Source organism: Marinobacter sp. MBR-105 (assembly GCF_053628895.1).
Genome location: NZ_JBRJHG010000026.1, coordinates 1 through 19,969, shown reverse-complemented (window position 1 = coordinate 19,969; position 19,969 = coordinate 1). Strand labels below are relative to the sequence as shown.

At 54.0% G+C, this 19,969-nt stretch carries 17 protein-coding genes and 1 pseudogene; 9 read left to right on the top strand and 9 right to left on the bottom strand.

Features of this window, described 5'->3' with window-relative positions:
• Both ACSSVV_RS20105 and ACSSVV_RS20100 read left to right on the top strand, forming a co-directional pair.
• Positions 1 to 1,125, top strand: a complete 1,125-nt coding sequence (locus ACSSVV_RS20105; protein WP_454106903.1) for an AAA family ATPase — start codon at positions 1 to 3, stop codon at positions 1,123 to 1,125.
• Positions 1,122 to 2,348, top strand: coding sequence for a vWA domain-containing protein (locus ACSSVV_RS20100; protein WP_454106902.1), 1,227 nt, complete (start codon positions 1,122 to 1,124; stop codon positions 2,346 to 2,348). Before ACSSVV_RS20105 ends, ACSSVV_RS20100 begins: the two co-directional genes overlap by 4 nt.
• 6 nt (positions 2,349 to 2,354) lie before the next feature.
• Here ACSSVV_RS20100 and ACSSVV_RS20095 read toward each other — a convergent pair whose 3' ends face one another.
• Entirely contained in the window at positions 2,355 to 4,574 is a 2,220-nt protein-coding gene (locus tag ACSSVV_RS20095) for an AAA family ATPase (RefSeq protein WP_454106901.1), read from the bottom strand.
• Positions 4,575 to 4,719: 145 nt separating this feature from the next.
• Here ACSSVV_RS20095 and ACSSVV_RS20090 point away from each other — a divergent pair, with 145 nt between their 5' ends.
• Both ACSSVV_RS20090 and ACSSVV_RS20085 read left to right on the top strand, forming a co-directional pair.
• Positions 4,720 to 5,637, top strand: coding sequence for an ADP-ribosylglycohydrolase family protein (locus tag ACSSVV_RS20090; protein ID WP_454106900.1), 918 nt, complete (start codon positions 4,720 to 4,722; stop codon positions 5,635 to 5,637).
• A 5-nt stretch (positions 5,638 to 5,642) separates the two neighbouring features.
• On the top strand, positions 5,643 to 6,608 hold the full coding sequence (locus tag ACSSVV_RS20085) for a helix-turn-helix transcriptional regulator (protein WP_454106899.1): 966 nt from the start codon (positions 5,643 to 5,645) through the stop codon (positions 6,606 to 6,608).
• On the opposite strand, the gene ACSSVV_RS20080 is transcribed toward ACSSVV_RS20085, so the two are convergent.
• From ACSSVV_RS20080 to ACSSVV_RS20070, 3 genes are all read right to left on the bottom strand, one after another.
• Positions 6,600 to 6,995 (bottom strand): hypothetical protein, encoded by a 396-nt coding sequence (locus ACSSVV_RS20080; RefSeq protein WP_454106898.1) that lies wholly within the window; start codon positions 6,993 to 6,995, stop codon positions 6,600 to 6,602. The two genes, ACSSVV_RS20085 and ACSSVV_RS20080, sit on opposite strands and share 9 nt — an antisense overlap.
• Entirely contained in the window at positions 6,983 to 7,360 is a 378-nt protein-coding gene (locus ACSSVV_RS20075) for a gamma-glutamylcyclotransferase family protein (RefSeq protein WP_454106897.1), read from the bottom strand. Before ACSSVV_RS20075 ends, ACSSVV_RS20080 begins: the two co-directional genes overlap by 13 nt.
• A 177-nt stretch (positions 7,361 to 7,537) precedes the next feature.
• Complete coding sequence (locus ACSSVV_RS20070) at positions 7,538 to 8,695, bottom strand: cysteine desulfurase family protein (protein WP_374814478.1); 1,158 nt, start codon at positions 8,693 to 8,695, stop codon at positions 7,538 to 7,540.
• Positions 8,696 to 8,809: 114 nt separating this feature from the next.
• Here ACSSVV_RS20070 and ACSSVV_RS20065 point away from each other — a divergent pair, with 114 nt between their 5' ends.
• From ACSSVV_RS20065 to ACSSVV_RS20055, 3 genes are read left to right on the top strand one after another with little or no spacing between them, the layout of a single operon-like run.
• Complete coding sequence (locus tag ACSSVV_RS20065; RefSeq protein WP_226610389.1) at positions 8,810 to 9,769, top strand: DUF4007 family protein; 960 nt, start codon at positions 8,810 to 8,812, stop codon at positions 9,767 to 9,769.
• The gene (locus ACSSVV_RS20060) at positions 9,769 to 13,167 is read left to right on the top strand and encodes an ATP-binding protein (protein WP_454106896.1); all 3,399 of its coding nucleotides are present in this window, start codon (positions 9,769 to 9,771) and stop codon (positions 13,165 to 13,167) included. Before ACSSVV_RS20065 ends, ACSSVV_RS20060 begins: the two co-directional genes overlap by 1 nt.
• Positions 13,154 to 13,990 carry a phosphoadenosine phosphosulfate reductase domain-containing protein gene (locus ACSSVV_RS20055; RefSeq protein ID WP_374814475.1) on the top strand — a complete coding sequence of 279 codons (837 nt, stop codon included), beginning with the start codon at positions 13,154 to 13,156 and terminating at the stop codon, positions 13,988 to 13,990. Before ACSSVV_RS20060 ends, ACSSVV_RS20055 begins: the two co-directional genes overlap by 14 nt.
• A gap of 39 nt (positions 13,991 to 14,029) precedes the next feature.
• Here ACSSVV_RS20055 and ACSSVV_RS20050 read toward each other — a convergent pair whose 3' ends face one another.
• Positions 14,030 to 14,626 carry a hypothetical protein gene (locus ACSSVV_RS20050; RefSeq protein WP_454106895.1) on the bottom strand — a complete coding sequence of 199 codons (597 nt, stop codon included), beginning with the start codon at positions 14,624 to 14,626 and terminating at the stop codon, positions 14,030 to 14,032.
• A 137-nt stretch (positions 14,627 to 14,763) separates the two neighbouring features.
• Positions 14,764 to 15,120: pseudogene (locus ACSSVV_RS20045) on the bottom strand (ATP-binding protein); the annotation flags it as partial.
• A gap of 136 nt (positions 15,121 to 15,256) precedes the next feature.
• Between ACSSVV_RS20045 and istA (ACSSVV_RS20040) the strand changes: the two are divergent.
• Positions 15,257 to 16,762, top strand: a complete 1,506-nt coding sequence (istA, locus tag ACSSVV_RS20040) for an IS21 family transposase (RefSeq protein WP_023011525.1) — start codon at positions 15,257 to 15,259, stop codon at positions 16,760 to 16,762.
• Complete coding sequence (istB, locus tag ACSSVV_RS20035; protein WP_011783606.1) at positions 16,749 to 17,489, top strand: IS21-like element helper ATPase IstB; 741 nt, start codon at positions 16,749 to 16,751, stop codon at positions 17,487 to 17,489. Before istA (ACSSVV_RS20040) ends, istB begins: the two co-directional genes overlap by 14 nt.
• A 39-nt stretch (positions 17,490 to 17,528) precedes the next feature.
• Here istB and ACSSVV_RS20030 read toward each other — a convergent pair whose 3' ends face one another.
• From ACSSVV_RS20030 to ACSSVV_RS20020, 3 genes are all read right to left on the bottom strand, one after another.
• Entirely contained in the window at positions 17,529 to 17,954 is a 426-nt protein-coding gene (locus tag ACSSVV_RS20030) for an ATP-binding protein (protein ID WP_454106894.1), read from the bottom strand.
• A 14-nt stretch (positions 17,955 to 17,968) separates the two neighbouring features.
• Complete coding sequence (gene istA, locus ACSSVV_RS20025) at positions 17,969 to 19,513, bottom strand: IS21 family transposase (protein WP_431475114.1); 1,545 nt, start codon at positions 19,511 to 19,513, stop codon at positions 17,969 to 17,971.
• 193 nt (positions 19,514 to 19,706) lie between these two features.
• On the bottom strand, positions 19,707 to 19,969 hold a 263-nt coding region (locus ACSSVV_RS20020; protein WP_454106893.1), incomplete at its 5' end, for a hypothetical protein.

Genomic DNA, 19,969 nt, shown 5'->3' with positions numbered 1-19,969 from the left:
ATGACCGAACAAAGCCGCATGACCCGCTACGCAACACCGGCCCAGATTCACGGTATCCTTCGCCATCAGGTGGATCTGTTAGGCACCCAGCCGGAACTGGCACATCACCTCCCGCCCATTATGTTATGGGGCCCACCGGGTGTGGGTAAAAGCAGCATTATTCGCGATGTTTGCGAGAAGGCCGGCATCGGCTTTATCGACATTCGCCTGTCCCAGCGTGAACCTGTCGACCTGCGCGGCCTTCCGGTACCGGATGGGGACTCTGTGAACTGGCTCATCTCGGGCGAATGGCCCCGAGACCCGGCAAGCCGTGGCATCATCCTGTTCGATGAAATCACCGCGGCGGACCGCTCCCTGCAGGTCGCTGCGTATGAGCTGATTCTGGATCGCCGCTTGGGTAATCTCTACAGTCTCCCCGATGGCTGGCTGTTGGTTGCTGCGGGCAACCGTGCCCAGGACCGGGCCGTGGCGCAAACCTTCTCAAGTGCCTTGGCTAACCGTTTCTGCCACCTTGATGTAGAGGCAGACCTGGACAGCTGGTGCCAGTGGGCCGCCGCCCATCAATTGCACCCGGACGTTATCGGCTTCGTGCGTTTTCGCCCGGAATGCTTTTTCAACATGGATGGCAACATCGAGCAAGGCTGGCCAAGCCCGCGCAGCTGGACCCGCGTTGCCAAAAGCCTCGAACATGCAGGCGATGGCCTGAACGAAGACACCCTCAGCTTGATTATTCAGGGCCTGATAGGCGCACCTGCCAGCACAGAATTCCTGGCCTTCCGCCGCTGGAGCAAAGAGCTGCCGGACGTACCTGCCATGCTGCGAGGTGAATGCCCTGTTGTCATACCGGAACGGGCTGATCAGCGTTTTGCCTTTTGCAGCAGCCTGGCACACCACCTTTGGAAAGGGCCACAGAACCAGCAGGCCAAACGCCTGAGCCAATTCTTCAAGATCAGCAAAGAACTGACCTCCGATTTTGCGACTCTGGCATTGCTGGATGCCACCGCGGCAAAGGGCGATAACCTGCAGGAAGAACGTGCCATGGAGCTGTTCTGCCATCCGGACTTTGAGGCTTGGAGCCTCAAACACGGCAAAGTGTTCAATCAACACTTGGAGAAAGTGGCATGAAGTCGACCCAAGCCATTACGCCCCATCTTCCAGGCGAAGAAGATCAGGCCCTTAAGCGCAAAATGCGGAAGGTCCTCGAAGAGGACCGTGCTCTTATGATGACAGCGCAACCCTTCACCGCCATGCTTGCCATGCAGCTGAACCTGACCCCCGTGGTAGACAGCCGCCTGCCTACGGCCGGCACGGATGGCAAAGCTATTTTCTTCAACGCCCGGTTTATGGCAGGCCGGTCAACGGCAGACCGTCGCTTCATTCTCGCCCACGAAGTCTGGCACTGTGCTCTGGGCCATTTTCGCCGCCAGCTGGGCCGCAACCCAGCCCTTTGGAACCAGGCCTGCGACTATGAGGTAAACCACCTGCTCAGTGCTGAATTGGGCCATTGCCCCCAAGATGCCCTATGGGACCGCCGTTTCCAGGAGTTTTCTGCGGAAGAAACCTACGCCCGCCTGCTAAATGGTCTCGAACAGGCCCAAAAAGGCCAAAAGGTACTGGATACCCATGACCTGGAGCAGGCACTGAGTCAGGTTACCGATGATGTTACCCTCGATCCGGACTTCAATCCGGAAACGCCTGCCAATGGCCAGGAAGAACAAGCCCTTAGTGAGGCCTGGCGCCAGCGTCTGATCGCCGTGGCTCAGCAACGGGATCGCATACCAGGAAACCTGCCTGGGCACCTCAGGCGCATCGTGGATCACATACGAGCCCCAAAGGTTCCCTGGCAGCAATTGCTCAACCGTTTTCTGCAGAAGCAGCAAGGCGGAGATCGGCAATGGCTGCCACCTTCACGCCGACACGTTTACCAGGGGCTCTATTTACCCAGCCGTCGAAGCAGTTTCCTTGAAATAACAGTGGCGCTGGACAACTCAGGAAGTTGCATAGGAGACATCCCGCAGTTTCTGGGAGAACTCAAAGCCATCCTGGGCGGGTTCAACAGCGTAAGCCTGCGCCTTATGGTGTTCGACACCAAAATACATAGTGATCAAATGCTGTCCGAACAGGACCTGCATCGTCTCAGCGAGTTAGAAATCGAAGGGGGTGGAGGTACGGACTTCATGCCGGTCTTTGAGGCCTGTGAGACAACACCGCCCCAAGCCTTGATCGTATTTACTGACGGGTTTGCCCGGGCACCCGAGCACGCGCCTGGCTATCCGGTTCTCTGGGCACTTGCAGAAGATGGAGAGTGCCCGGTGAGTTGGGGAGAGAAGATATCTCTCAAATCGTGAGGATGATCAGGCATGAAACCCGATCATCCGCTTTCCTGAGCCTCCCATCTGCAATGCCTGCTCCTCTGCCAACGTCTTGAGCAAACGATCCAGTTTGGGGCGCACCCCCAATAGGTCAAGCTGATTCAGCGCGGTTTGAATCAATCCTGGTGTCACTGACGAGAAGTCTGCCAGCGACGACTCCGGCAACTGGGCAACCCGCTCCGGATCCACTACGCTTTTGGCCAAGATGCCTTTTAGCTGTACCGCATTCAGATAACCAAAGTGGACTTTTAGCTGAAAACGGCGCATAACCGCTGAATCAAGGCTGTCCATACGGTTCGTCGTAGCAAGAAAAATGCCCTTGAAACGCTCCATTCGCACCATAAACTCATTGGTCATACTGACTTCCCAAGAACGCTGAGCAGTTTCGCGGGTGAACAAGAAGGTGTCAGCTTCATCCAGCAATAAAACCGAACCGGTGTGCTCGGCCTCGAGGAACATGCCGGCAATTTTCTTCTCTGTCTCACCCACAAAACAGGATTGCAAATCGCTACCACTTACCAGGGTAAATGGACGGCCAAGGCGTTTTGCCAGCTCGGCCGCATAGGCGGTTTTGCCTGAACCTGGAGGCCCATAGAGGCACAAGCGGGCCGGCTGACCACGGCGAAGCAATCGCTCGACATTACGAAGGCTCGGAGTAGTGTTGAGCCATTTCTGGGAAAAGGCCAAACCTGATGACGCCGGGCACTCTTCGGCAATAGTCACTCGCACAGGCTCGCCCCGCGCAAGCGTCAGCCGCTCCTCTAACACAGACTGCAAGCGATGCTGATTACGCTGTGGCTGGTGGGCCGGCAGCAGCGCGCCTACTTCACGCAGATTGTTGGCCAAGGCCGGGGTCATCCACGGTTTTTTGGCCAAGGCAGCCGCCCACTCGCTGCTGACAGGGAGCGGTTGGAGCGTATCCGCAACATTACGCGCGCGAGCGGCAGCGTTGTCTTGAACCGGAAGAACGAGCGCAAAGCGACGCAGGAAGGCAGCATCAATGTGATCAACACGGTTGCTAATCCAGATGGTCGGTACCCGATTCTGCTCCAACAACTTGTTGAACCAGCCCTTGGCTAATTGACGGTGATCGCGGAAAGCATCTTCCATTTCGTCAAACAGCAACATCACGTTTGATCGATCCTGAAGAAAGGATTGTGCCAGGTACACCGAGTCCAGGCGCTCTGAACCCGTCAAAGAGGTTTGGTATTCGCCAATGGTGGGCACCTCGTAAAGCGGGCTTCCAATGTGTTTAGCCAGCGCTCTCGCAAGCTCGGTTTTTCCCGTTCCCGGTGGGCCATACAGGAGCACATTCGCACCCTTGGCTCCCCTGTCCATAGAGTGGCGCAGGTAGTTGATGACCAACTGCAGGTCACCTACTCCCGAGAAGGAAGACAATGAAAAGGCAGAGCTTGGTGCCAGCGGGCAAATCTCCTCAAACATCATCTCAGAATAGCTCTCGGAGGAACCATTCTGATTGGCAACAGCTTCCACCAATTTACGGAGCAATGGACCCGGTGTTACCAAGTCATCAATATCCGTTTGGGAATTCATCTTTTTGTTAGCCAGAAAGCCGGCCATGGCCAGAGTGCTACCTTCCCCCAGGGCCTCGGAGATAGCAGAGGTGGGCTCTTTCAAGCAAAACCCCAACACACGGAACCCATGGAAAATATCCACCGTGTTCACATCGGTGACGATGTTCCGTACCCAGTGAAACTGGGTGCGCAGAATCATAAACGTCAAAACCTTGAGTTCGGCAGGTGTCAGGTTCAGGCGTGTCTCCAATGTTTCCAGCAGGGTATTGAAACCCAAGTCAGGAGCCTCGGAAACCGCCACAAGTTGGTGCTCTAGCTCAGCCTGGCGGTGGCGTAATGAAGCTCTGAAATCTTCTTTTGTAGGATAAGGGGCTGGTTTCGCACATACCTCAGTGCTCTCCTCCTCCCCCAGACAACCAAGCTGAAAGTTCAACTGTTTTTCTATTGCGCTAGTAGACGGCCCCTCCACTATTTCGGAGCCCCGCACCTCCGACAAACCCAGGAGCGTTCCAGTAAGCACCGCATCTTTCTGACCAAATGACAAATGACCATCAGGCGCCGTCAATAGCCGGCAAAGATATAACTGAAGTAGCTTTTTCGCATCCGGGGCTGGATTATCTACACCACGGGCTTCCACGTGTTGTTCAATCAGATCGGTCCACTTCATTCACAATCCTCCAGCTTTAAGTAGAAAAGTTTACGGAACGAACGCGACATATTTTGACGCAGCCAGTCCGAATACTGGCTGAACTCGGCCATCGCCCGTAAACTGATACCCATTCGGAACAAACCGCATCACAACTGGAAGCACCATGAACCTGAACGAACGCGCCACCGGCGGACTGCTTGCCTTAGCCTGTGGCGATGCCCTGGCCAACCACGTGGAATTCAGCCCCAGAGGCAGTTATCAGATCACCGGCATGGACAACCGAAACGGGCCACTGCCAACCGGGCAGTGGTCTGACGACACCGGCCTGGCACTTTGTCTTGGGGAAAGCCTGGTGGCTAATGGTGGGTTCAACGCCAAAGACCAGATGATGCGGTATGAAGCCTTCTATGAAAGAGGCGAAGGCTGGCCAGGAAAATACCGGTTAGCACCCGGCAACACCCTCGCCCAGGCCCTTAAACAGTTCAAATACACCGATGAACCTTTTTGCGGTTCCACCCACGCTTTGGCCGCCGGGAACGGTGGGCTGATGCGGTTACTGCCTGCAGTATTGGCGGCGTACCCGGATGAACAAAAAGCCTGCTACTGGGCCAGGGAAAGTACTCGCACAACCCACGGTGCCCCCGAGTGCCTGGAAGCGGGCGAGTGCCTGGCACTGATCCTGTGCAGCCTGCTGAACGGCCAGGACAAAGCCACCGGCCTAAAAGCCGCCGAGAACACTGAATGGACAAGCGCCAAGATACGAGCCCTGGCGAACGGCGATTACCTGAACAAACCCGATGCTCTGATCAAAGCCAAAGGCTACGTGGTGGATACACTGGAAGCTGCACTCTGGTGTTTCAGCACAACCGATACCCTTGAAGAGGCCATACTCCAGGCCGCCAACCTCGGCGATGACTGCGATACGGTAGCGGCCATTACCGGGCAACTTGCCGGCTGTCATTATGGCAAGCCAGCCATCCCGCAAGATTGGCAGAACAAGCTCGTTGAAAAGGATCGAATTAAACACGTTGCCCTCGCCCTGATCGATCTCAGCAACAACTCCGAAACATCGAAAGGCTGATAAGAATGAGCGATCAGCTAAGACGACAAATCGAAATTCTGAAATTACTGCCCCGGCCCGGGCTGGCGAAGTCCACAGCCGAGATCTTCAAAGAACTGGAAGAACGCAAGTTCGTAACGTCAAAACGCACCATAGAGAGAGACCTGGAGAGCCTGAGGGCCATCTTCGGCCATGTGATTGAGAGGCAGAGCCAGCAAGGCGACAACGGCCGCACCAACTACTGGCACCTCACATCGCTAAAAGGGTTATTGCCGGAAACACTGTTCAACAACAAAGACGCCGCTCTGGCCTTGGCCATGCTCAAACAGCAGGCGTATAACCGGTTGCCCAGCAGCGTGCTGCGGCGCCTGGATTCCATCTGGAACCAGGCCAGCCAGACTGCAGAGACAGACAACAGCACGCAAAAATGGATGCAACTTATCCAGTACCTTCCGGACCCCATGCGCCCTGAATCGCCGCCTATTAATCCAGACGTTCAAGCCACTATCGAAGAAGCCCTCGATAATGGCGATGCACTCGACATAACACTGCAAACCCTGGACGGCAGCAAAGCATACCGGGATCTGCTGCCAGTGCGCTTGCTGTTACAGGAAGAGATTCTTTACCTATTGGCCGAAGATCCCAACGCGCAAATGCCGGAAGACAGTATCACCATGCTGCCCCTACACCGGATGACCGAAGCAAAGGCAAAATTTACACACAACGACAGTTCCTTCGAACCGGACCTTGCACAGGCCGTTGCTTTGGGCGTTGAGGACACCATTAAACTCGTCATCCGCGTGAAGCGGCCACTGGCCGAAGCGCTGTTTAATCGCCCTATCGGCCGACAGCAACAACTGGTGGAAGATTCAGAAAAGGCCGGGCATTTCGTTGTAACAACGTACATAGATAGCAGCCCGCAGCTGAAACGATGGCTAATGCGCCGTATTGATGGCGAACTGGAAATTCTGGAACCGGCCGGACTAATCTAGCTGGGCTTGACGCTGTTCGTACCACTTAAGCGATTTTTCCAGCGGCACCAGCCAGAAATCCACGCCCGCAAAACGACACCGCCCGGTATTGTCCTCTAGAAACGCCAGAAGTTTCTGGTATCGTTCGCTGCGCTCATCTGGCGCGACGTGCAGATAGATTGCTCCGCGGTATGGGGTCGCCAATGTTCCCGGAGAACAATGCAGGCACGGCTCCCAAGATATCCCTTGGTCATCAAGCCAGCGGAGAATAGTTTTTCTTTCCGGTATGCGTTCCCAAGGCTCGTCATCCAAAGAGCTTGGCTCAGGAATATCGCGAAAGGACAGAAACAGGATGTCTCTGCCTTCTCGATAACCAATTTCATCCGTTGTGCAGATCAGCTGCGGCACTGGAACCACTCTCCTGAACGTATTTCAGGATAGCCGGATACATCGTGATTATAGATATAGAGCCAGGCTAGTCCGAAAGGGGTTTGTATCTGGATCCGATTGTAGAGGCCAGAATCCGGGGATTCTGCGTTGAATCCCTCTAGCTCATCCAGTCGAGTAAAGGTTTCGTCGTCTACCTCATAAACCTCTACACGGACTCCATCACTATCACTCAATTTTGCGGCGGGAAAAGGGCCGAGATCGTACAAAGTGATCAGATCACACTGGAACTCACCACAACGCTCCTGATCGGCGAGTAACCAATGGTTAGATTGGTTTTGTTTTAAGGTTCCATAGACTGCCACTCTAATTTTTTCAGAATGCATTCCTGACTAGCCCCCGTAAACTCAACGATGCCTTAGTATGCCCAATTCATGCGTCGAGGCATGTCGCATCACTCGAACGGGGGTAATCGTGCTGGATGGTTGAAACGGTCGACCGTATCGTCAGCAGTAAGATATTTGCTGTGATATGGCTGGCTACCAGCCATTACCAAAAGAGTCCTAGGGAGAAATACTAGATATTGCGATTGCAATTTTATTCGCTGCTTCTACGAGCTGTTCCTCATCTGAAAATCGCCCGACGCTAAAACGAATCGAAGCTGAAGCGCGCTCCTCTGACAAACCGATTGATCGCAAAACGTACGACGACTGAATAATTCCACTGTTACAAGCAGAACCAGTGGAAGCACAAATTGATGGCTGAAGCATATTAATCAGGGATTCGGCTTCAATGCCCGGGAATTCGAGGTTCAGGTTGCCAGGATGGCGGTTAATAGCATCACCATTGATTGAAAATATCACATTCGCCCGACGAAGATTCTCCAATAGACCAAATGACAACTCTTGGAGCCTTTCCCTGTTTTGAATCCCCTCTTTCCTAATGATCGAAGCGGCGACACCAAAACCAACGCATAAAGGGGTTGGAAGAGTTCCAGAGCGTAAACCGCTCTGTTGCCCGCCCCCATGAACAAGTGGCAGAAAATCATTCTGCAATGAAGACTCTATATAAAGCGCGCCCACTCCTTTCGGACCATAGATTTTATGAGCAGACAAGCTCAGCAAGTCTATTCCAAGCTCTACTACGTCCAAATCAATGGCCTCTGGGGCCTGGGCCGCGTCGCAGTGAAAAATAGCCCCCACACGCTTAGCGTGCTCGGCTAACCATGCGACATCCTGAATTGTCCCAATCTCATTATTAACCGCCATGACGCTGACCAACACAACATCATCCGTCAGCAAAGAAAGAAATGCAGCTCGGTCTACTAGACCCGACTCAAGCACAGGGACCTCCATGATCCTGTGCCCGAACTGGCGGGCAAAAAAATACGCGGCCTCTTTAACGCACTTATGCTCAATCGCGCTAATCAAGATCGTCTTGCGATCGGTTTGGTTACCCGCAAGCACGCCGAAAATTGCATGATTGTTCGCTTCGGTTGCGCCGGAGGTGAAGACGATTTCTTCGGGAAGTGCGCCGACCAAAGAAGCCACTTCATAACGGGCAGACTCAATCGAATCTGCCGACTTCCACCCTAAAATGTGGTTTGACGAGTGTGGATTTCCAAAGGAATCAGTAAAATACGGCAGCATTGCCTCGACCACTCGGGTGTCAGCAGGCGTAGATGCTTGATAATCAAGATAAATCGAATCAGAAACGCGCATTTCATCCTCGCTGAGCAAGAATTCAACTGGAACCTATCTCCAGTCTAATATTCCATTGACCTTACGCCCTCCAAACATTATTGTCGATACTGGAGCGATGATCCAGGGGAAAAAATGTTTAACAGTCCGCTTTTTAAATCAGGGTATCAACCACAGTTTTCCGGCCACGAAACCTTCCCAATGCGCTACGGTTGGCTAAAGAAGGCATACGATGCGGTTAAGGAATCCCAAGCGAGCAACAATGACCACTCCGTCTTTAATGATGAAGGTGCAATTGCTCGGTTCGGCGTCGGCAAAAATATGGTCGCATCCATTCGTCATTGGGCGACACAATGCGACGTCATCAAGCCCGGGAATAAGGGCAATCAGGCTGAAGTAAGCGAAATCGGAAAAAAAATATTCGATGACAATGGGTTAGATCCATTCATGGAGTACCCCTCTACCCCTTGGTTACTTCACTGGAAGCTCGCCTCCAACAAAAAATTAACCACTTGGTTTTGGGTATTTAGTCACTTCCCTACGGATAGCTTTGAACGCGACAACATCGTCCAAGCACTGGACAAGCTAGGCACGGAACAGGGTTGGTCCAGAATGTCGAAATCTACCATTAAACGGGATGTTGAGTGTTTTGTTCGAACCTACGCAGCTAAACCTGCAACCGGAAAGCAGACGCATGAAGATACCATGGAATCCCCCCTCACTGAGCTAGGCCTTCTTAAAGCAATCGGAAAAAAGGACGGGTTTAGAGTTGTCCGAGGCCCTAAAGCGACACTAGGTGACGGAGTTTTTGCATACGCTGTATGTAACTTCTGGAACGATTATTCCTCAGCGAACACTATTTCACTGGAAGCCCTGGCCCATCAGCCTGGATCACCAGGAAAGGTCTTTCAACTAAGCGAGGACGAGCTCACTGACCGATTAACACGCATAGAAATGTCGACGAATGGTCAGCTGAAATGGTCTGAAACAGCCGGCCTAAAACAGCTAGTAAGATCTGAACAAATAGCCGACCACGAAGCTCTTCAATTAATCGACATCGACTACCAAGGCGAATACGAAGGAAAGGTTGCCTAATGCCGCTATCAGACAGTGTTTACGTTGAGAGGCGTTTTCAGCGCTCCATCCGGATCGACACCGATTTACAAAACCCAGATGCTCTAACCGGTTTCATTTGCCCTGAATCCTCAGCTGCCGTGCTCTCAACCATGGCCAACCATATCACCGAAAGTGGCCAGGCGGCATTCACCTGGACAGGCCCTTACGGGAGCGGTAAATCCAGCCTGGTCATTGCCCTGAGTGCGCTAACAGCCAAAAGTAAGACTCAACGAGATCAGGCTAAACGTGCCGTCGGTGTAGATACCGCAGAGAAAGTCTGGAGCGCTCTACCTCCTGGGAAACAAGGCTGGACCACGATCCCTGTCGTGGGACAACGAGCCTCTGCCCGAAAGGTTATTGGGGATGCACTGATACAAAACGGGTTAGCCTACCTAGAGCCCGACGAAGGCTGGAATGATACGAATATCGTTCAAACACTGCTGAATGCAGCGAACAACATTTCAGGAAAGGCCGGGCTCATTTTATTTATTGATGAAATGGGTAAATTCCTTGAATCCGCTGCTCGCGATGGCTCTGATCTCTATCTCTTCCAGCAGTTAGCGGAGATCGCCTCTCGCTCAAACGGGAAGCTCGTGGTCATCGGTATCCTTCACCAGGCTTTTGAGGAATACGCCAACCGACTATCTCGTGATGCTCGCGATGAATGGTCAAAGATTCAAGGGCGCTTCGTAGACCTCGCCGTCAATACGGCTGGAGAAGAGCAGATTGACCTGCTTGCGCGGGCGATTCACTCAGACCATGACTCTAGTATTGTGAGTCACCAGTCCTCGGTTACTGCGGAGACAATACGCTCCCATAAACCGGGAGTAAGCGAAAACCTAGCGTCTCTACTTGAGAACACATGGCCGTTACACCCAGTAGTTGCCGCCCTGCTCGGCCCTATTTCCCGCCGGCGGTTTGGGCAGAACCAGCGGAGTCTCTTCGGTTTTCTTAATTCCGCAGAACCGAACGGCTTCCAAGACTTTCTCAGAATGTCAGATGGCGAGGAAACCTACAGCCCCAGTCGTCTGTGGGATTACCTGAGAGTGAATCTAGAGCCATCCATTATTGCATCACCTGATGGACATCGCTGGGCAATGGCGGCTGAAGCACTTGACCGCTGTGAAGCGAACGGAGGCAGCCCCGTTCATATTCAGCTCCTCAAAACGATTGCAGTGCTCGATCTTTTTCGTGAACGCTCCGGACTTTATCCCAGCCAGGAACTCCTATATACGACGGTTCAAGCCACCAAAGAGGTGGTTGATAGCGCCCTGGAGGATCTCAGACGCTGGTCCTTTGTCATTTACCGAAAGCATATGTCTTCTTATGCGGTCTATGCCGGTAGCGACTTTGATATCGAGTCAGCCATTGAACAGGCTTTGCAGGAAGTTCGCGACGTAAATTTTGAAACGCTGCAACGCATGGCTGGAATGCAACCCATTCTTGCCAAACGTCATTATTTTGAGACAGGTGCACTGCGCTGGTTTGATGTTCAGCTTGGCTCCCTAACAGCGGCAACTTCAAATGCTGCACAATTTATCCCCCACCAAGGGACGATAGGCCTTTACTTATTAGCGCTGCCCACTGAGGGAGAGGACAGCCAAGCGGCTCGTACACGCTGCAAAGAAGCTTCAAAGAAAGCAGTAAAGGAAGGCCTGAATGTCATTGTAGGGTTTCCATTGCAGGCCTGGACCATCATCGAGCTTGCTAAAGAATTAAAAGCCTTGGAGAAAGTACGTGAGGAGCACACGGAAATTCAGGGTGACCTGGTTGCCCACCGAGAGGTGAATAGCCGCCTCATTGCCCTACAAAACCAACTGGAAGCAGAGCTTCAACAAGCGATGTTGAATGCCGTTTGGTTTGAGAATGGGCAAGAACTTAAGCGCATGACGATCAGAGCACTGAACAACAAAGTGTCTGATGTGGCAGAGCGACTTTATCCGGATTCTCCGCGGATCAAAAACGAACTTCTCAATAGGACAAAGCCCTCTAGCAGTGCCGTTGCTGCCCAAAATGCGCTCCTTAAAGCTATGGCAAACAACCTTGGCGAGAGAAGGTTAGGTATTACTGGGTACCCTGCTGAAGGGGGCTTGTTCGAATCACTACTTGAACACACCAAACTCTACGGCCCCACAGCGCAGGGCTTCGACTTTCTCAAGCCAAACTGGGAGCAGGACGCTGGCCGACTTCACCCAGCATGGAGAAAAGCTGCGGAGCACTTGGAGTCCAATGCAGATCGATCCGTTGGAATCGACGAGCTGTACGAGATTTGGGAAGATAAACCGATCGGTCTTAAACGAGGTTTAATGCCAGTTCTGGCAGTTGCTTTTATCTTATCCCAACGCAGCAACCTCGCTTTCTATCGTGAAGGTATCTTTCAACCTCTGTTTAGTGATCTCGATGTTGATTACTTAGCGAAAGATCCAGCATCAATCCAAGTTAGATGGATGGACCTCAGTCACCTATCGAAAAGCCTTCTTTCCGGTTTGGCTGAAGTTGTACGTGAGTTAGATACGGAAAATCCGTTAAAAGAATTAGCGCCAATCGACGTTGCTCGTGGACTAGTTGCAATCTTCGACCGTCTTCCGAATTGGACCAAACGCACCCAAAGGCTCTCCTCTACCGCCATGAAGGTTCGAACAATCTTCAAGCATGCGAGTGATCCCAACCAGTTGCTTTTCTCAGACCTCCCCGGCGTGTACGAGAAAAACGCCGATATCCAAAAGGAAGAAGTAGCAAATTCGGTCATAACGACCATACGAGAGGCAATGAAAGAGCTCGTTGACGCCTATCCAAAAATGCTGGAACGCATGTCTAGCATGCTTTTGACAGAGCTCCAGGCTCCTAGCGATTCTCCACAAGCCCTCACTGAACTTAGAGACCGCGCCGAAAATATCAAGCAAATGTCTGGAGATTTCAGGCTGGATGCATTTACAAACCGAATTGCGGTGCTTGATGGTACCAACGCATCAATAGAAGGTGTCGGGAGCCTGGCTGCAAATAAGCCGCCCAGAGACTGGGTCGACGCGGACCTAGACTCAGCATTTATTGAGACTGCAGCGTTAGCACAAAAGTTTGTTAGAACCGAATCGTATGCTCGAGTCCAAGGTCGAAAAGACAAGCGTCACGCGATGGCAATAATCATCTCCAAGGACGGGCAACCCAAGCCAATGGAAGCGGATTTCCAGATTACGGAGAGCGACCGACCAAAAGTTGACGAACTGGTTTCACTACTAAAAAAATCAGTCCAGTCAGATACTTCGAATAAAAAAGCTGTAATTTTGGCAGCTCTTGCTGAGTTGAGCAGCGAATACATGAGCCTAGCTACCGACACCGAACAATTGAGTTTTTTGGAGGACACCGATGCCACATCATGAAAAGCACGTGCTCGGCTTGTCAGGCGGAAAAGACAGCGCCGCACTAGCGATCTATATGCGCCAAAATTACCCAGAACTAGACATCGACTACTTCTTTACCGATACCGGAAAAGAGCTGCCGGAAGTCTACGAATTTCTGGGCAAGCTTGAAGGCTTCTTAGGAAAACCAATTTTAAGGCTGAATCCAAATCGCGACTTCGATTATTGGCTTAAACAATACAACAACTTCCTACCGTCAGCTCAGACACGCTGGTGCACGCGCCAGCTCAAGCTGAAGCCCTTTGAGGAATGGATTAAGCCATTCCTCGAGGAAGGTATGACAGTGCACAGCTATGTCGCGATTCGGGCCGACGAGCCCTATCGCGAAGGGTATAACGCCAAACAAGATAGTCTAAAGATCCATCTTCCATTTAAAGACGATGGAATCGACAAGCCAGGCGTAGCTGAAATCTTGGAGAGCTCTGGGTTAGGATGGCCAAAATATTACGAATGGAGATCACGGAGCGGTTGCACCTTCTGCTTCTACCAACAGAAGATCGAATGGGTACGCCTGAAAGAACGCCATCCTGAGGCGTTCGACGAAGCCAAAGCCTACGAAAAAGATGCTTTGGAACACGGCTCGCCTTTTACCTGGAGTCAAGGGGAGTCGCTTGACGAATTGACGGAACCTGCGCGTATTCGGCAGATCAAAGAGGATTACGAGAAACGCCTTCTAAAAATAAAAGCAAGAAAAAAACAAAACCCTTTAAGACCAGACTCGGAGTTAATTGATATAGACGACGTTTATGGTCAACCAAAGTTTTGTGTCGCATGCCATAAGTGAGAAAAAGGTGCCAAACGGCACCTTTTTCTTCAACAAAGATCAATCTAGGCCTTCTACCAAATTCGCAAGCTCCTTTCGAATTCCGACGTTCAATTTGTCGAATCGACCGTCTAGTAAGCTCTTATAAAAATCTATTTCTTTACTTCCGCTGTATTGCCTGATGGATGGCAAAAAGTGCCAATCTACGATGGCTTCAGCCAAACCGTCACCCAGTTTCGGCAAATATTTCTCTGTCGGTAACGAGGAGATTCTTCCATTTGCTTTAGCTGAAATAAGGGTTCGGTTGAGCGGACTATTGAGTGGATGACTCTTATCGGCTCTCAACTCACTTGAGGATTGCCCTACACTAGCAGCTTGCCCTAAAGGGAATACATGATGATCGTGGACCTCAAGCCTGTCTCTGTTACCATCAAATGAATCTGTCCCTGAGATTTTCCACGGAAGCAAACGCACATTTGCGTCAAATAGAAAGTCTCTAGGTAGAGTACTCAATGTATACTGCAAGATTGCAGCATGAACAGCTTTTCCGGGCCACTCCCCTGTCCGATTAAGCGTGAGGAGATCGCGGTCCCCAAAATGCTCATCTTTCAATACCTTGTCATGTCGATATTTAAATGGGTTGGTAATATCTTTCACACACCAACGATAAAGATTGACAACGTCATCAATACTTTTCTTGTTGCGTATTCCGGCGAACGTGACCGGTCATTCCGGGGATCGTGACCGATTTGCACACGGCCATCGCGCTGGAGTCGGTTTTGTACTCTGAGCGGTCACGATGGGTCAACTGATTCCGTATTTTGTGCTTTGGCTTTGCGCAGTGATTCCCCCTTCAGATTGAGTCGGTGAGCGCCGTGCAGGAGCCGATCCAGGATGGCGTCGGCGAGCGTGGCGGAGCCGATGTAGTCGTGCCAGTGCTCCGTGGGTAGCTGGCTGGCGATGAGCGTTGAGCCTCGCCCGTGCCGGTCTTCGATTACTTCCATCAGGTCTTGCCGTTGTTGCGCGGTCACCTTCTGCATGCCCCAGTCGTCCAGGATTAGCAGGTCGGTCTTCAGCAGCTGGTTCATCAGTCGTGCGTAGCTGCCATCGCCGTGGGCGATGCGCACCTGCTCGAACAGGCGCGGCACCCGTGTTAATGGCCAATTAAAATGACCCACTACTGGCCATTAATTTTGACCCACCTCCGAGTGGCCGTCAGGCCACAGAACCAGCTACTGTCCCCAGCTTTTATCGATGGCCGGGGGCATGTCAGTGAAGGAGTGGGTTGTGATACACAAGATCAAGGCACTGCACGATAACGGCAAAGGGTTGTCGATCCGCGCCATCAGTCAGGAACTGGGGTTGTCCCGCAATACCGTTCGCAAGTATCTGCGGATGGATGAGAACGCGATTTCGGAACAGATAGAAGATCCCTCACGCACCAAGCGCCTCGATGATCACCGGGATTATCTGATTCATCTTCTCAAAGAATTCCCCAAGCTCAGCGCCGTCAAAATTGCCCGCAAGCTGCAAGCGAAGGTTGGTGAATTGCCAGCTTCGGATCGTTCCATTCGCCGCTATGTGCGAACGCTCAAGGGGGAAGTGGCCTCAGCCCAGATGCGCTATTACGAACCCATTCTGGACGATGTGCCGGGTGTTCAGTGTCAGGTGGACCCGGGTGAGTTGCGCGGCGTGCTGATTGGTGGCGAAGAGCGCACGCTGCACTTCGTGGTGTTCGTGCTGTCCTACTCGCGGTTGATGTACGTGGGTCTGGCCTTCCGCCCACTGGATACCCAGACCTTTATCCAACTCCATAACGAAGCCCTGCGTTACTTCGGTGGCCTGCCGGAGGAATGCGTCTACGATCAGACCAAGCTGGTGGTCATCAACGAACAGTACCGGGAGCTGACCCTCAACCAACGGTTCCACGAGTATGCCACCACGGCCGGGTTCCGGATCCATGCCTGCGAAGGTTATGACCCGGAGAGCAAGGGCAAGGTGGAAGCTGGCGTGAAGTACGTCAAGCAGGATTGCCTTTACGGTGAGGTCTTCCGGGACCAGGAGCACGTGCGCCAGCACGTGCAGGACTGGCTTGAGAGCGTAGCCAATGTCCGCATCCACGGCACCACCGGAGAGCCACCCCGGGAACGCTTCGAACGGGATGAGCGAGAACACCTGGAGGCTTACCTGTCACCAGCTTGCGTGCAATCTGTGGCCCACGAGACACGTCGAGCCGACAAGACCGGCCTGATCGCCTGGAAGGCCAACAAGTACTCTGTGCCCATGGCCTGGCAACAGGCCCGGGTGGGCGTTCTGGAGTCCGGCGGCCAACTCCACATCAGCGACCTGAACACAGGGGAAGTCATTGCCAGCCATGCTCTGTGTGCCGATAAAGGCAAGGTGATCAAGAACACCCACCACTACCGGGATCATGCCCAGCGGGTGGCCGCCCTTGAGGGTAAGATCAACGACCTGATCGGCAGTGACATCGGGCCACGGTTGTGCCAACAGCTCAAGCGTTCCGAGCCCAAGATCTACAAGGACCAGCTGGTGGCTGCCCGTGACCTGCTCAAGCGCCATGCGCCCGTGGATCCGGCATTAATTACGACGCTGGCAGAGCGTCCCGGCATGACCGCGACACGGCTGCAAAGTTATCTGGAAGCAGCCCAGGCCGCCGTTCTCCGGGAGCGACAGCCGGAACCGCTATCGGAACCAAAAGAAACACTGGATCTGAGCGCTTACCGCCATATTGGCCGCTCCAGTGGCCAGGGGGTGACCCATGAGCCAGCTTGAACAGACCGAGGCCCGTTACCGCAGCCTGCGCCTGAGCGCGGCCGCCGACGAACTGACCAACCTGCTGGCCGAGGCTGAAGCCAACGAGATGTCCTATCTCAGCTTCGCGGACCGGCTTGCCGAGCACGAACTGACCCAGCGCCAGGACAAACGCATCCGCCGGAACCGGAAAATGGCTGCGTTCCCAGCGGAGAAGCGCCTGGAGGGCTTCGACTACCGGCACCAGACCACCATTACCAAACGCCAGGTCAATGCCTTGCTGGACTTCCAGTTCATCGACGAGCGAAACAACCTGGTGTTCATCGGCCCGCCCGGTGTAGGCAAGACCCACCTGGCCATCGGCATTGGCCACAAAGCTGTGGAGGCCGGCTACCGGGTACTGTTCCGCAACGCTCTCGATCTGGTGGAAGAACTAGAGCTGGCCGAGATGAAGGGTGAGTTGAAAAAGCGGGTCAGCCAACTGGCCAAGTACGACCTGCTGATCATTGATGAACTGGGCTATCTACCGATGACCCGGCAGGCCCGATACAACCTGTTCCAGTTGATCAACAGCCTATACGAATACCGTTCAATCATCCTGACCACCAATAAGGACTTCACCAGCTGGGGCGAGTTCTTCCACGACGACAACGTGGCGGTGCCGATCATTGACCGGGTTATCCACCATTCACACATCTTTATGTTGGGAGGAGAAAGCTATCGGCTAAAGCAGAAGACAACAAGCTAGACTATGAAAGGTGGGTCAATTTTATTGGCCAAAGGTGGGTCAAAATAAATGGCCATTGACAACCCGCAGGTAACGCACCGACAGCCCCTGTCGGCAGGCCTGGTTGCCCAGGGCGCACGCCAGCCAGGTCTTGCCGCAACCGGTTGGTCCGGTGATGCACAGGTTCAGGGACTGGCGGATCCAGTCACAGCTGGCAAGGTCCGCCATGCGGGAGCGTTCCAGCCCCCGTGGATGGCGGTAATCGATGTCTTCCACGCAGGCCGGAACCCGCAACCGGGCCGCCTTGAGCAGGCGGTCCAGCCGGCGGTTTTCCCGGTGTAGCACCTCCCGGTCGATCAGCAAGGCCAGGCGTTCCTCGAACGCCAGGTCATGGGTGTCGGGTTGTGCCCGTTGTTGCTCCAGGGCATCGCACATGCCGGTCAGCTTGAGTTGGCGCAGGGTGTCGAGAGTGTTTTGAGTCAGCATAGGTTTCTCCGGGATCAGTGGTAGTAGCGGGGGCCACGAACATTGGTGTGAACAGGCAGATCGGTCAGTTCCGTTTCCTCCTCAGCCAGTGGCAGAGGCAGTTGGTCCAGACCCTGCTTCAGGATCGAGGTGATGCTCTGGTAGCTGGCCGAGTTGATGGACAGCGCCCGTGCACAGGCCTGTTCCAGGCGGTCACGGCTGTAACGTCGGCTCAGGTTCAACAGCCCCAGGCAGGCTCGGTAGCCATGTTCGGGGTGTGGGCGATCCTTGAGCTGGCGCTGAACCACATCGAGCGTGGCGGGACCGATGTCCGTGGCCCAGTTCAGGAACCGCCCGGGAGACCAGTTCTGATGGGCCTGGTGGGATTTGGGCATGTGCTCGGTCAGGGTGACGAAGCGGCTCTTGCCGTGACGGGGATGCAGCGCCACCCGCTGGCCCTTGTGCATGACTTCCACGGCGGTGTCGGTGACCCGCACATCCAGCTTCATGCCCACCAGAGCGTGAGGCACGCTGTACAGGCGTTTGTCGATCTCGATGTGGTAGTCGATGCCCGGTCGTGCCTTGCGCCACTCGGCGTAGACGTAGGGCGTTGCGGGGAGCGGCCTGAGTGCGGGTCGGTCCAGTGCCTCGAACAGGCTCTGGCGGCTCTCGGATCGTCCCTGGAACGGACGCTGGTTGAGCGCCGGCAGCAGCTCCGCGATGGCAGCATTCAGCTCGGCCAGGGAGAAGAACGTCCGGTGTCGCAACCGGGCCAGGATCCAGCGCTCGACCAGCAACACCGCGGCCTCAGCCTTTGCCTTGTCCTTGGGTTTATAGGGCCGTGCTGGCAGTACCGCCGTCTGGTAATGGGCCGCCAGTTCCGCGTAGGTCTCATTGATCTGGGGCGTGTACCGATCCGCCTTGGTGACCGCCGCCTTGAGGTTGTCCGGAACCAGCAGTTCCGGCACGCCACCGTAGAACACCAGCATCCGCTGGTGGGAGGCGATCCAGTCCGGCAGAGACTGGCTCCAGGTGGCCTCGGCGAAGGTGTAGCTGGACGCGCCCAGCACGGCCACAAAGACCTGGGCCTTACGCATCTCACCGGTGCTGCGGTCCACCACCGGCACAGTGGGCCCGCAGTAGTCGATAAAGACCTTCTCCCCGGCCCGGTGGATCTGGCGCATGCTGCGCCGTTGTTGCCCCCGCCAGAGCCGGTAGTGGTGGCAGAACTGGCTGTAGCGGTAGGCCTTGTCACCGTGGCGCTCCACGTACTCGGCCCATAGCAGTTGCAGGGTGACGCCCTTGGTCTTTAGCTCCTGGTGGACCTGGAAGTAGTCGGGTTCAGCAAAGCGTGCGGGTGGCGTCCTGGCCGGGAACAGTAGCGATTCCAGCCGGACTTCATCCACCCCCTCTGGCAGCGGCCAGGTAATACCCTGAACCTGGGCCAGGCTGACGTACTTGCCCACCACGCCCTTGGACAGGCTGCAGGCACGGGCAATGCGCTCGTGGCTCAGGCCCGCTTCGTACTTGAGGCGCAAGACCTCGATGATCTGTCGCATGGAAATCCTCGCAGCCGGCATCCGCTCTTCCTCGTAATGAAAAAGAAGCGGGTATGCCGGATAAAGTTGAAGAATTCCAGCGCTTTGGCAGTGATTCCGGAGGAACGTGACCGGTGGCTCCGGCATCGTGACCGGCGATTCCGGAAAACGACCCGAAATCGGTCACGATAAAACGGAATGAGCGGTCACGATCGCCCGGAACAGGCGGTCACGTTCAAACGGAATGGGCGGTCACGATGGGCCGGAATATGCACTTGTTTTGATTAAAAATATAATTTCCGGAAAAGAGGGATGCCCAATACCAATATTCTATCTTATCGTGAACCGTCGGATCCTCCCACAACATATCATCAATGAAGACATATGCGATAGGGATAATCATTAATGCGTATTCCAGACCAAGGTTGCCACTGATTCCAGACGAAGCCTGCCACCCATTCCACGCGAAAGCTGCCACTGATTCCACGGCAAAGCTGC